This is a genomic window from Janibacter zhangyanbonis, assembly GCF_050507325.1.
In the GTDB taxonomy this organism is placed as follows: Bacteria; Actinomycetota; Actinomycetes; order Actinomycetales; family Dermatophilaceae; genus Janibacter.
This window is the reverse complement of the sequence record NZ_CP191481.1, coordinates 56866-69110: the sequence shown is the minus strand read 5'-3', so window position 1 is coordinate 69110 and position 12245 is coordinate 56866. Positions and strand designations below refer to the sequence as shown.

13 protein-coding genes, 1 tRNA gene and 2 pseudogenes are annotated in these 12245 nt (G+C 71.2%); 9 read left to right on the top strand and 7 right to left on the bottom strand.

Features of this window, described 5'->3' with window-relative positions; translation table 11 throughout:
• Positions 1-8 precede the first annotated feature (8 nt).
• The 3 genes from ACQBJO_RS00390 to ACQBJO_RS00380 are packed head-to-tail and all read right to left on the bottom strand — an operon-like array spanning position 9 to position 4283.
• Positions 9-851, bottom strand: coding sequence for a CoA transferase (locus ACQBJO_RS00390; RefSeq protein WP_421007744.1), 843 nt, complete (start codon positions 849-851; stop codon positions 9-11).
• A 1-nt stretch (position 852) separates the two neighbouring features.
• Positions 853-3027 (bottom strand): 3-hydroxyacyl-CoA dehydrogenase NAD-binding domain-containing protein, encoded by a 2175-nt coding sequence (locus tag ACQBJO_RS00385; RefSeq protein WP_421007743.1) that lies wholly within the window; start codon positions 3025-3027, stop codon positions 853-855.
• 35 nt (positions 3028-3062) lie between these two features.
• Positions 3063-4283: an acetyl-CoA C-acetyltransferase gene (locus ACQBJO_RS00380; protein WP_421007742.1), complete on the bottom strand. Its 1221-nt coding sequence runs from the start codon at positions 4281-4283 to the stop codon at positions 3063-3065.
• Between the two features lie 114 nt (positions 4284-4397).
• Here ACQBJO_RS00380 and ACQBJO_RS00375 point away from each other — a divergent pair, with 114 nt between their 5' ends.
• Complete coding sequence (locus tag ACQBJO_RS00375) at positions 4398-4970, top strand: TetR/AcrR family transcriptional regulator (protein WP_421007741.1); 573 nt, start codon at positions 4398-4400, stop codon at positions 4968-4970.
• 104 nt (positions 4971-5074) lie between these two features.
• On the opposite strand, the gene ACQBJO_RS00370 is transcribed toward ACQBJO_RS00375, so the two are convergent.
• Entirely contained in the window at positions 5075-5212 is a 138-nt protein-coding gene (locus ACQBJO_RS00370) for a hypothetical protein (protein WP_164513539.1), read from the bottom strand.
• 69 nt (positions 5213-5281) lie between these two features.
• Here ACQBJO_RS00370 and ACQBJO_RS00365 point away from each other — a divergent pair, with 69 nt between their 5' ends.
• Genes ACQBJO_RS00365 through ACQBJO_RS00350 form a run of 4 tightly spaced genes read left to right on the top strand, consistent with a single transcriptional unit; the run spans position 5282 to position 8267 of the window.
• On the top strand, positions 5282-5830 hold the full coding sequence (locus ACQBJO_RS00365) for an NYN domain-containing protein (RefSeq protein WP_255184911.1): 549 nt from the start codon (positions 5282-5284) through the stop codon (positions 5828-5830).
• A gap of 15 nt (positions 5831-5845) precedes the next feature.
• On the top strand, positions 5846-6445 hold the full coding sequence (locus tag ACQBJO_RS00360; protein ID WP_421007740.1) for a dihydrofolate reductase family protein: 600 nt from the start codon (positions 5846-5848) through the stop codon (positions 6443-6445).
• A 42-nt stretch (positions 6446-6487) separates the two neighbouring features.
• Entirely contained in the window at positions 6488-6973 is a 486-nt protein-coding gene (locus ACQBJO_RS00355) for a hypothetical protein (RefSeq protein WP_421007739.1), read from the top strand.
• A 55-nt stretch (positions 6974-7028) separates the two neighbouring features.
• Positions 7029-8267 (top strand): hypothetical protein, encoded by a 1239-nt coding sequence (locus ACQBJO_RS00350; RefSeq protein ID WP_421007738.1) that lies wholly within the window; start codon positions 7029-7031, stop codon positions 8265-8267.
• A gap of 20 nt (positions 8268-8287) precedes the next feature.
• On the opposite strand, the gene ACQBJO_RS00345 is transcribed toward ACQBJO_RS00350, so the two are convergent.
• Entirely contained in the window at positions 8288-8551 is a 264-nt protein-coding gene (locus tag ACQBJO_RS00345) for a hypothetical protein (RefSeq protein ID WP_421007737.1), read from the bottom strand.
• A gap of 27 nt (positions 8552-8578) precedes the next feature.
• Between ACQBJO_RS00345 and ACQBJO_RS00340 the strand changes: the two genes are divergently transcribed.
• Together ACQBJO_RS00340 and ACQBJO_RS00335 are read left to right on the top strand one after the other, a co-directional pair.
• Positions 8579-9223 carry a M23 family metallopeptidase gene (locus tag ACQBJO_RS00340; RefSeq protein ID WP_421007736.1) on the top strand — a complete coding sequence of 215 codons (645 nt, stop codon included), beginning with the start codon at positions 8579-8581 and terminating at the stop codon, positions 9221-9223.
• Between the two features lie 166 nt (positions 9224-9389).
• Positions 9390-9667: pseudogene (locus ACQBJO_RS00335) on the top strand (transposase); the annotation flags it as partial.
• Positions 9668-9740: 73 nt separating this feature from the next.
• Here the strand turns inward: ACQBJO_RS00335 and ACQBJO_RS00330 are convergent.
• Positions 9741-9823 (bottom strand) — tRNA-Leu (locus ACQBJO_RS00330).
• Between the two features lie 93 nt (positions 9824-9916).
• Complete coding sequence (locus tag ACQBJO_RS00325; protein WP_421007735.1) at positions 9917-10162, bottom strand: hypothetical protein; 246 nt, start codon at positions 10160-10162, stop codon at positions 9917-9919.
• 24 nt (positions 10163-10186) lie between these two features.
• Here ACQBJO_RS00325 and ACQBJO_RS00320 point away from each other — a divergent pair.
• Both ACQBJO_RS00320 and urtA read left to right on the top strand, forming a co-directional pair.
• Positions 10187-10684, top strand: a pseudogene (locus ACQBJO_RS00320) (monooxygenase family protein).
• Positions 10685-10992: 308 nt separating this feature from the next.
• Positions 10993-12243: an urea ABC transporter substrate-binding protein gene (gene urtA, locus ACQBJO_RS00315; protein WP_255184902.1), complete on the top strand. Its 1251-nt coding sequence runs from the start codon at positions 10993-10995 to the stop codon at positions 12241-12243.
• Positions 12244-12245: the final 2 nt, after the last annotated feature.

The window sequence follows — 12245 nt, the reverse complement described above, 5'->3', positions numbered from 1 at the left end:
GGGGTCGGTCAGCTGGAGCGAAGGGGGGCGAGCGGCACGTCGTGCTCCGCCGCCCAGGAGGCCCACTCGTCGGCCGTGCGGGTGGCGAAGATCGTCGCCAGCCGCTCGCGGGTCAGCTCCTCGGGGGTGAGGCCGAGGGCCTCGACGACCCGAGCGGTGAAGTGCGGCTCGAGCGCGGCGAGCGCGACCGGTCGGTCGGCGGTGTCGTAGACGGCATAGACCGGCAGGCCGCCGCCAAGCAGGGCGCCCGGCGCGGTGAGCCCGTGACGTCGCGGCCCGGCGATCGTCTCGGACACGTCGGACAGGGCCACCTCGCGGCGCACGCCCTCACCCGTCCGCGACCGGGCCACGAGCGCGGCCGCGGCCTCCGCCGCCGCCCGCTCCGACCCGGCGAGGTCGACGACGAGGGTGGCGGGCATGCTCCCTTCGCCGAGCAGTCCGGTCACGGCCTGATAGGTGAGGTCGTGACCGGGGGTCTCCGCCTCGTCACCGGGGTGGCCGACGATGTCGACCTGGCAGACCTGCGGGTGCCGCGCGTGCACGGAGTCGAAGTCGAGCCCGAGCCGGCTCAGCGCCGACGGCCGCGAGCTCGTGACGAAGACGTCTGCGGCAGAGAGGAGCTCGTCGACCTCGGCCCGACCGGCGTCGGACTTCAGGTTGACCCGACGCACCTCCTGACCGACGTGCAGCTCGTCGTAGTAGTCCCTCGCGAACTGCTCCATCGGGTCACCACCCGGGGGCAGGACCGTCACGACGCTCGCCCCCTGCCCGGCCAGCCGCGCGACGGCGGCCGGCCCGGGCAGGTTGATGGCGATCGAGACGACGCGGACGCCGGTCAGGGGGCCGCTCACGTCAGGCCTTGTCGACGAGGGTGCCGGCAGCGACGCGGCCGCGCAGCCACTCCGACGGACGGAACCGCTCGCCGTAGGTGTCGGCGAGCTCGTCCGCACGGGCCACGAAGCCGGCCAGGCCGCCCTCGTAGTTCGTCATGAAGGTCGCCGGCCCACCGGTGTGCGGCGGGAAGCCGATGCCGAAGATGCCACCGATGTTGGCCGACTCGGTGTCGGTGAGCACGCCGTCCTCGAAGCAGCCCGCGGTCTCCAGCGCCATGATGAAGAGGTAGCGGTCCTGCAGATCACGAAGGGGGACCTGCGTCCCCTTCGCGAAGCGCTCGCGCAGCCCGGGCCACAGAACCTTGGGCCCGTCAGCCGGGTAGTCGTACATGCCGGCGCCGGCGGCGCGGCCCTTGCGGCCCTCCGCGACCATCGTGTCGATGAGCTCCTCGCCCGGGCCCTTGGGCAGGGTCTTGCCCTCCGCGGCCGCGGCCTTGTCGGCCTCGGCGCGGATGTGCTGGGTGAGAGTCAGCGAGACCTCGTCGAGCATCGCCAGCGGCGGCGCGGGGAAGCCCGCCGTTGTCGCGGCCCGCTCGACGACCATCGGGTCGATGCCCTCGGCAACCGCCACGGCGCCCTCGAGGATCAGCGTGCCGAAGACCCGGCTGGTGTAGAAGCCGCGCCCGTCACCGACGACGACCGGGATCTTGCGGATCTGCTGGACGATGTCGATCGCGCGGGCGGTCGCCTCGTCGGAGGTCTGCTCGCCGCGGATGATCTCGACGAGCTGCATCTTGTCCACCGGGGAGAAGAAGTGCAGGCCGATGAAGTCCTTCGGCCGGCTGGAGAACTCCTGCAGCGAGGTGATCGGCAGGGTCGAGGTGTTGGAGCACAGAAGCGTGTCCGGCCCGACGACTGCTTCGACCTCGGAGAAGACCTGCTTCTTGAGGTCGTAGTCCTCGAAGACCGCCTCGATGACCGCGTCGACACCGGCGAGGTCGTTGACGTCCGCGGTCGGCGTAATACGGGCGAGCACGGCGTCGGCCTTGGCCTGGTCCATCTTGCCGCGCTCCACGCGCTTGGCGAGCAGCTTCTCGGTGTAGCTCTTGCCCTTCTGCGCGCCCTCGATCGAGACGTCCTTGAGGACGACCTCGATGCCCGACATGGCGGCGGAGTAGGCGATGCCGGCGCCCATCATCCCGGCGCCGAGGACCCCGACCTTGCCGACCTGACGGCGCTCGACGCCCTCGGGGCGCAGCTTGCCGCTGTTGATCGCCTGCAGGTCGAAGAAGAAGGCCTGGATCATCGCGGTCGACTCGCGGCCCGCCGCGAGCTCGGTGATGTAGCGCGACTCGATCCGGCTCGCGGTGTCGAAGTCGACCTGCGAGCCCTCGACGGCCGCGGCGAGGATCGCGCGGGGCGACTTCGTCGGGGCACCCTTGAGCGTCTTGCGCAGGTTGGCGGGGAAGGCGGGGAGGTTCGCGGCGAACTTCGGGACCGACGGGGTGCCGCCCGGGATCTTGTAGCCCTTGGCGTCCCAGGGCTTCACGGCCGCGGTCTCGTCGTCCTGGTGCTCGCGGATCCAGGCCTTCGCGGCCGGCACGAGCTCCTCGCGGGTGGCGACGAGCTGGTCGACCACTCCCTTCGCGTGAGCCTGCGCCGGCGCGTACTGCTGGCCCTGCAGCAGCCAGCCCATGAGGGCCTCCTGGATGCCGAGCATCCGCACGAGGCGGGTCACGCCGCCGCCACCCGGCAGCAGACCGAGGGTGACCTCGGGCAGGCCGAGCTTGACCTTCGGGTCGTCGACGGCGATGCGGTGGTGGGTCGCGAGCGCGAGCTCGAGGCCTCCGCCGAGCGCGGCGCCGTTGATCGCGGCGACGACCGGCTTGCCGAGCTGCTCGAGGCGACGCAGCTGCGACTTGATGCCCTCGATGCCGGTGAAGAACTCACCGGCGGTCTCGGCGGTGACCGACTGCAGGTCGGTGAGGTTGCCGCCGGCGAAGAAGGTCTTCTTGGCGGAGGCGAGGACGACGCCGGTGATCTCGTCGCGCTCGGCCTCGAGGCGGTCGACGGTCTCACCCATCGCCCGGACATAGGTGTCGTTCATCGTGTTGGCGCCCGCGCCGGGGTCGTCCATCGTCAGCGTGACGATGCCCTCGTCGTCGCGCTCGTAGCGGATCATGTTGTCGCTCATGGCTTCTCGTGCTTCCTGTCCGTGACGAAGGGGGGTCAGACGCGCTCGACGATCGTGGCGACACCCATGCCGCCGCCGATGCAGAGGGTGGCGATGCCGCGCTCGAGGTCGCGGCGCTCCAGCTCGTCGACGAGGGTGCCGAGGATCATCGCGCCGGTGGCGCCGAGCGGGTGGCCCATGGCGATCGCACCGCCGTTGACGTTGGTCTGCTCCTCGCTCCAGCCCATGTCGCGCATGAGCTTGAGGGCGACGGCGGCGAAGGCCTCGTTGATCTCGACGAGGTCGATGTCGCTGGCCTTCATGCCGACCCGGTCGAGGGCCTTGCGGCACGACGGGGCGGGGCCGGTGAGCATGATCGTCGGCTCGGAGCCGATGACCGCGGTGGAGACGATGCGGGCGCGGGGGGTCAGGCCCATCTGCTGGCCGACGCGCTCGTTGCCGACGAGCAGCAGCGCGGCGCCGTCGACGATGCCCGAGGAGTTGCCGGCGTGGTGGACGTGGTTGATCGCGTCGACGTGCGGGTACTTCTCGGTGGCGACGAAGTCGAAGCCGCCCTGCTCGCCCATCGCGGCGAAGGAGGGACGCAGGCCGCCGAGCGACTCGGCGGTCGTCCCGGGGCGGATCGTCTCGTCGCGGTCGAGGATCGTGATGCCGCTGGCGTCCTTGACCGGGATGACGCTCTTGTCGAAGTAGCCGCCCTCCCAGGCAGCCGCCGCACGGGCGTGGGACTGCGCGGCGAAGCGGTCGACCTCGGCGCGGTCGTAGCCCTCGATCGTCGCGATGAGGTCGGCGCTGATGCCCTGCGGGACGAAGTCGGTCTCGAGCGCGGTGCGCGGGTCCATCGCCCACGCGCCGCCGTCGCTGCCCATCGGCACGCGCGACATCGACTCGACGCCACCGGCGATGAGCAGGTCCTCGAAGCCGGAGCGCACCCGCGCCGCGACCTGGTTGACCGCCTCGAGGCCGGAGCCGCAGAAGCGGTTGAGCTGCACGCCCGCCACCGGCTCGGGGTAGCCGGCCTTGAGCGCGGCGATGCGCGGCAGGACCGCGCCCTGGTCGCCGACCGGCGAGACGATGCCCATGACGAGGTCGTCGACCTGCGCGGCGTCGAGGCCGGGGTTGCGCTCCCGGATCGCCTGCAGGAGACCGACGGTCAGGTCGATCGGCTTGACCTCGTGGAGGGAGCCGGAGGACTTGCCCTTCCCTCGGGGCGTGCGGACGGCGTCGTAGATGATCGCCTGGGGCTGCTCGGGCATGGGCCGGCTCCTTCGCGGGTCACTGCTGGGGTTCGCCTCGCACCCTACGCAGCCGTTGAACACATGTGCAATGGTGGGTCGACTTGTTCACCGTCACACCGAAGGGAGGTCCCCGTGGGTTCACGTGAAGGCGCCGCCGGCGACACCAGCACCCGCATCCGGGCCGCGGCACTGGCGCTCTTCGCCGAGCGGGGCGTCGCCGCGACGAGTCTGCGCGAGGTCGCCCGCTCCGCCGGGGTCGCCCCCGGCCTCGTCGGGCACTACTTCGGCAGCAAGGACGGGCTGCAGGAGGCGGTCGAGGACGCGGTCGTCGCGCTCTTCCGCGACGCCCTCGGGTCGGTGCCGCTCGACGGCCCGGTCGACGAGGTCGTCGCGGGGCGCGACGCGGCGATCCACGCGATGTTCCTGGCCAACCCCCACGCCGTCGACTACCTGCGCCGCGTCGTCGTCACCCCGGGCGCCGGCGACGGGCGCCTCGTGCGCAAGCTCCTCGACGAGCAGGTCGTGCAGACCCAGACCCTGCGCGACCACGGCATCGGCGCGAGTCGCGCCCCCGTCACCGAGCAGGCGGTCCGCGTGCTCGTCCGCCAGCTCGGCACCTGGCTGCTCCAGCCGGCCCTCGGCCGGCTCTGGGACCTCTCCGGCGCCGAGGGCCCGCCCCCCGAGGTCCGCATCACCCTCCGCTGACCGTCACCCAACTCTGCAAAACCCTAGGGTTTTGCGCAGTTGCGTCGCGTGAACCCTGCAGGACCCTAGGGTTTTGCAGGGTTGGAGGTCAGGGGCGAAGGGCGTCAGGCGTTGGGGTCGGCGTTCTCCGGGCACTGGCACCACTGGTCGGCGGGTACCTGCGCCCGGACCTGGGCCACGTGCTCACCGCAGCCGCTCCACGTCGTCTTGCCGCACTGCTGGCACCGGACCGGCATGCACACGAGCGGTCACTCCCCTTCGTCATCCTGGCGCCGGCGACGTGCCGGCCCCTCTCACAGTAGGGTCCGATCATGGCCGATCGCACCACCTACCTCCTCGTCGACGGGGAAAACATCGACGCCACGCTCGGGGTCTCCGTCCTCGGGCGCCGGCCCGAGCCGCAGGAGCGTCCGCGGTGGAACACGCTGCTCGACTACACCGAGGCGGTGTGGGACCAGCCGGTCAAGGGGCTCTTCTTCCTCGCCGTCGCGGGTGAGCTGCCGGCCTCCTTCGTGCAGGCGCTGCTCGCCATGGGCTACCGGCCGGTGCCGCTGCGCGGCGAGGGCAAGGTCGTCGACATCGCGATCCAGCGCACCGCCGAGGCCCTCCTCGAGCGTGACGCCGACGTCATGCTCGTCAGCCACGACAACGACTTCACCCCGCAGATGGAGGCGCTGGCCCAGGACGAAGGGCGGCGGCTCGGCGTCGTCGGCTTCGGCGAGTTCATGGCCAACGGCCTGCGGCAGGTCGACGGCGTGGAGTTCTTCGACCTCGAGTACGACGTGTCGGCCTTCAAGAGCCGGCTGCCGCGGGTGCGGGTCATCGAGATCGACGAGTTCGACCCGCTCGAGTTCATCTGACGAAGGGGCCCCGCCGTGGGCATCGTGTACTCCGACATCGCCGTCTCCGCCGACGGCTTCGCCGCGGGGCCGCGGCAGAGCGAGGCCTCGCCCATGGGCGAGATCGAGGAGGGCGCGCTCCACGCCTGGATGTTCGAGGGTTACGAGGACAACCGGGCGGAGGTCGACGCGATCGTCGATTCGGGCGCGACGATCATGGGCCGCAACATGTTCGGCCCGGTCCGCGGCGAGTGGGACTGTGACTGGCGGGGGTGGTGGGGCGACGAGCCGCCGTACCACGGGCCGGTCTTCGTGCTGACGCACTTCGCCCACGAGCCGATCGAGATGCAGGGCGGCACGACCTTCCACTTCGTCACCGAAGGCATCGAGGCCGCGCTGGAGCGCGCCCGGGCCGCGGCCGGCGAGCGCAACATCTCCGTCGCCGGAGGGGCGAGCACGGTCAACCAGTTCCTCGCCGCCGGCCTGCTCGACGAGCTGCGGCTGCACGTCACGTCGAGCATCCTCGGGGCCGGCGAACGGATCTTCGACGGGGTGCCGCCGCAGACCCTCGAGCGGGTCTCGGTCCGGGCCACGCCGCTCGTCACGCACATGACCTACCGGCCCGTGCGCGGCTGACCCCCGGTAGCGCGCCCGCGGTCGGCGCGATAAAGGTGGAGCATGGAGCAGACACCGGTGCCACCGATCCTCATGGGCATCTACCGCTACCCGCGGATGATGACCTCGAAGTCCGAGCCGACGATCCTCGGCGTCCTCCCGGGCCGGGTGTGGCTCGTCGGCCAGGGCGGCGTCTTCTTCGACGCGCCGGCTCAGGCGATCCGCGCCAAGGCGAGCAAGACCGTCGGTCACGTCACCCTCGAGGTCGACGGCGGCAAGCACGTCCTCGCCGGGGTCGGCAGCGCCTCGGGCGCACCCTTCAGCGAGCAGCAGCTCGCCGAGCTCGCCGCCTCGCGTCCGGCCGTCGAGGGACATCCGGCCAGCCAGTCGCTCATGGCCGGGCGCACGCTCTACGTCGGCGCCCCGGGCAAGGTCGACGGGACCTACCAGGGTGGGGTCCAGTCGATCGTCGGTCGTGAGATCGGCCAGCAGCGGGAGATCGGCGCGGCACTGCGGGAGCTGCTCACCGCCGTGGGCGTCGCGGTCTGAGGCGGGGCCTGCGCGCCGGGCGCGGCGCCCCCCTTCGCCCGTTACGGTCGAGAACATGACCGCAGGGGACGGCAGCAGGGGGTCCGGGGTGCGCATAGCGGGCCTGGCCGACGACGAGCGGGTGCTGTGGCTGGCGCAGCGCGGGCGACGCGCGCCCCGTGCCGCTGACCTCTTCGGTGCCGTGGTCTTCCTCGGCATCGTGGGCGCCCTCGTGGGCGGCATGGTGACGATGGCCTTCGTGGCGGCGGGGCCGGACGCCGGCTCGCCGGACCCGGTGGCCGCAGCCTCGACCTACGGGGTGGGCGGCGCCGTCGTCGGGATCGTCCTCGCGGTGGTGCTCGTCCGGCCGGTGCGTCGCGCCGTGCTCGGCACCCCGCCGGTCGCCTCCGTCGTCACCGACCGGCGTGCGGTGGAGGTCGACCGGCCCGACGGGCGGGCGCGCGTCGCCGAGGAGGTGGCGCTCGCCGACCTGCCTCAGCTGACCCGCCGGGTGCCGAGCCGTGGTCCCGCGCAGCTCTACTGGCGCGTGCTCACGACGCAGAGATCGCGCGGGTCGGACATGTCCGGCCACCGTCCGGTCGGCTTCCTCGACCTCACCGCCGACGAGTCACGAGAGGCCGAGCGGGCGATCGTCGAGGCGAAGGGTGCGACCTCCCCTTCGCCCGTCACGCTCTCCCCATCACCCATGGGACCGCACCACGAGCAGCTGCTCGCCGAGGTCGTCCACCCCGGCGAGCGGGTGACCTGGCGGGAGGCGGGCCGGCTGCGGGTGCTCGTCGACCGGTGGAGCAGCCAGCTGATGCTGGGATCGGTGGCCTTCCTCGTCATCGTCTTCGGCTTCTGCTCCTATGGCATGTGGAGCGTCGTCGGGTCGATCAGCAGGACCGCGGGCCTGGTCGCGGTCGGCGTCGTCGTCCTCTTCGGGCTCGTCGTGCTCACCGGCCTGCTGCGGCGGTCCGCCATGATGCGTCGCGCCCACCAGGCAGCGACGAACCCACACCCGACCGGCGACAGGCAGCCCGCCTTCGTCGCGGTCCGCGCCGTCACCGACCGACGCGCGCTCATCGCCCAGCGCGACGGCAGCGGCGCCCTCGTCGTCAACACCTTCCTGCCGCAGCACGTGGCGACCATGCAGGTCAGGCCCGGGCAGGACGGGACGACGACCTTCGTCCTCGGGCGCTCGCAGCACCCGGATGCCGACGACCTGCTGGCGTCGCAGAGCGCCTTCTCCGAGGTGCGTGACGGGACCGGCGCGCACGCGGCGCTGCAGGCGCTGCTCGGCCGCAGCGGCTGAGCCTCGCGTCCTGACCCTCATCAGCCGCGGGGGCGCCGCAGGAGCATCACGATGCCGATGACGAGAGCCACGAGGGCGATCACGCTGGCGGCGAGACCGAGGACGAGCGACCACACGACCCACGGGTCCTCGCTCGCCTGGTCGACCATGACGGCGCCGAGCCCGCCGTAGGCGACGACCCCCAGACCGCAGCACCCCAGAAGCGCGCCGAGCCCGATGAGCAGGTAGGGCACGGCACCGCGCGCCCCCGAGGACGGTCGCGGTGCGGTTGGAGGTGCGCTCATGCTGGGACCCTAGGCGAGCACGGGGGGGTGCTCCGACACGACACGACGCGAAGGGAGCCGGTCACGATGTCGATCGAGCTCGCCCTCCCCTTCGCCGGGGAGTGGATCGTGCGCAACAGCCCGGCCGACCGGGTGCCGAGCCACGGCACGACCCGCTTCGCGTCGGCCAACGCCATCGACTTCGTCCCCGTGGGCAGGGACCAACGGACCGCGCCGATCACGTGGGCGAGCCTGCTGCGGCCGCAGGCGCCGGAGGACTTCCCGGGCTTCGGCCGGGCGATCGTCGCGCCCGTGGCCGGCGAGGTCGTCGCTGACCACGACGGCGAGCCCGACCACGCGGCATACCGGGGGCTGCCGTCGCTCGGTTATGCCCTGACCCAGGGCCGGCGGGCGGCCGCCGGCTGGCCCGCCCTCGCCGGCAACCACGTGATGATCCGCTGCGACGGCGGCGTGGTCGTCATGTGCCACCTCCAGCGCGACAGCGTGGCGGTGGCGGTCGGCGAACCGGTGGTCACCGGCCAGCACGTGGCCCGCTGCGGCAACTCGGGCAACAGCACCGAGCCGCACGTGCACGTGCAGGCGATCGACCGGCTGCCCGTCGAAGCGGCGCAGGCGGTGCCGATGACCTTCGGCGGTCGGCTCCCGCGCAACGGCGAGGTCGTCGGCGCCTGACAGTGATGATGGTGTAGGCGAGTCCCGCAGCGGTCGTCCTGACTCGGCGCCTGACTGACTTCGGGTCTTCATCGGGATCTGTCGGTCGTTCCGCTGCGGGACTCGTGTGCACTCACCGGACGAGGATGTGTGACCTCATAGGAGCCTGTGCCAGCAGGCACCCATCACGATGCTGTGCGGCGTCGCGCCGATCCCCGCCTCGTCCGGCAAGACCCACCGCCACCGCCTCAACCGCGGCGGCGACCGGCAAGCAAACGCTGCGCTGTACCGGATCGTTCTCTGCCGCCTGCGCTGGGACCCGCGCACCCAGGCCTACATGCGCACTGCCGAAGGACTGTCCAAGAGGACGTCATCCGCTGCCTCAAACGCCTCATCGCCCGAGAAATGTTCTACGTCATCACCAAGACAGCAACCGACAACCAGACGCTCACCATGGCCGCTTGACATCCATAGGAGCATCCCCGCCCGAGCACGACGAAGGGCGTCGCACCAGCTGGTGCGACGCCCTTCGGATCTGTGCGCGAGGGGGGATTTGAACCCCCACGCCCTTTCGGACACTGGCACCTGAAGCCAGCGCGTCTGCCGTTCCGCCACTCGCGCAAAGAGTGTGCCCAGCGCCTTCCGGCGCACGAGCCGTCTCATTGTGCCCCATGACCCGGCCAATCCCCAAAGCGGCGGGGCGCGGGGTCCCGGTCAGCCCTGCTCACTCACGCTGAGGTGCTGCTGGGCCAGCCGGCGAAGGAGGGCGAGCACCCGGTCGACGAGGACGGTCCCGAGCACCACCTGCCGCACCGCACCGGCGGGGTCCTGCGGGACGGAGTCGACGTCGACCCGGGCCACGCGCAGGACCCCTTCCGCGTAGGCGCTCATGCGGGTCTCGTCGACCCCGAGCCCCGCGGCGTCGCAGGCGACCCAGGCCTCGTCGAGGTCGTCGATCACCGGGTCCCATCAAGGAGTCGAATCATGGAGCACCGCACGCACGCCCTCGAGGACGACGTCGTCGTCTTCAACATCGGCATGACCATCGCCAAGCCGCACCGCGTCGACCTGTGGTGGCCGGTCTTCGTCGCGATGCCGCGGATAATCTCCGAGTTCGAGCATTCTCGACGAGCCGCCGAGCGGGGCGAGGGCGAGGACCTCGGCTTCCTCGGCGCGACGACCCTCATGGGCCGCAAGGGACCCTAGGTCGTGCAGTACTGGTGCAGCACCGAGCACCTCTACGACTACGCCGCCAACCCCGACGCGCGGCACCTGCCGGCCTGGAAGGCCTACAACGCCGTCGGCCGCAAGCAGCCCGGCGCCGTCGGCATCTGGCACGAGACCCTTGCCGTGCCCGCCGCCGGCATCGAGACGCTCTACGGCAACGGCGCTGACGTCGGACTGGGCGCCGCCACCGACACCGTCGAGGTCACCCGGCGCGGCCACCGAGCCCGCGAGCGGATGGGCTCGAAGGTGGCCTGACCCCCCTTAGTCACGATCTCGGACCCGCGTCCTGCAGAGGACGCGGGTCCGTCCATGTCCGGATGCCGAGACCGGCGGCTCTCGATTCAGACGGTCGAAGGGTGTGAACCCGCGCCCCGTCGGGGTGGTCCGGAGATGAAACGCCTCAGCGACCGACGCGAAACAGTGACGAAACACACCGCGGCCACAGTCCGTCGAGTTCGGCAGAGGGCGCCCCACACGCGGGCGCCGACCGGGGGCAGCGTCGCCCGCGTGGGCCGATCCCCCGCCGACCCGACCCCCGGGCGGCACGGACCGAAAGGCACCCCGTGGCACGCTCCATCACGCGACGCACCGTCGCCGCCAGCTCCACCGCCCTCCTGCTCCTCGCCACCGCCGCCTGCGGCGCCAAGACCGGCGAGGGCACCGCCGCCGCGGCCGACTCCTGCGTCGACACCAGCGGCGACGAGATCAAGGTGGGCTTCCTCAACTCGCTCTCCGGGACCATGGCGATCAGCGAGACGACCGTCAACAAGTCGCTCAAGATGGCCGCCGACGAGATCAACGCCGACGGCGGTGTCCTCGGCAAGCAGCTATCCGTCGTGTCCGAGGACGGCGCCTCCGAGCCGACCGTCTTCGCGGAGAAGGCAACCAAGCTCATCCAGCAGGACTGTGTCGCAGCGGTCTTCGGCGGCTGGACCTCCAGCTCGCGCAAGGCGATGCTCCCCGTCTTCGAGGGCAACGACGCGCTGCTCTTCTACCCTGTGCAGTACGAGGGTCTCGAGAGCTCGGACAACATCTTCTACACCGGCGCCACGACCAACCAGCAGATCGTGCCCGCCCTCGACTGGCTCAAGGACGAGAAGAAGATCAAGAGCATCTACCTCGTCGGCTCCGACTACGTCTTCCCCCGCACGGCCAACAAGATCATCAAGGCCTACGCCGCGGCCAACGGCATCGAGGTCAAGGGCGAGCAGTACCAGCCGCTCGGCTCGACGAGCTTCGGCAGCGTCGTCGACAAGGTGAAGGCCGCCGACGCCGACGCCGTCTTCAACACGCTCAACGGTGACTCCAACGTCGCCTTCTTCAAGGAGTACAAGGGCAAGGGCCTCACCGCCCAGGAGATGCCGGTGCTGTCCGTCTCCATCGCCGAGGAGGAGGTGCCGGGCGTCGGCGTGGCCAACCTCAAGGGCCAGTACACGGCGTGGAACTATTACCAGACCCTCCGCTCGAAGGAGAACAGCACCTTCGTCGCCGACTTCAAGAAGGCCAACGGCGCCAAGGCAGTGACCTCCGACCCTATGGAGGCCGCGTACACCTCGCTCCACCTGTGGAAGGCGATGGTGGAGAAGGCCGGCAGCTTCGACGTCCCCAAGGTCCAGGCCGCCGCCGACGGCGTCACCTATGACGCGCCGGAGGGCACGGTCACCGTCAACGGCGACAACCACCACATCGCCAAGACCGCGCACATCGGGCAGGTCCGCGACGACGGGCTCATCGAGTCGGTGTGGTCGTCCAAGGAGCCGATCGAGCCGGACCCGTACCTCGAGGACTACTCGTGGTGGAAGGCCAACGACTGAGC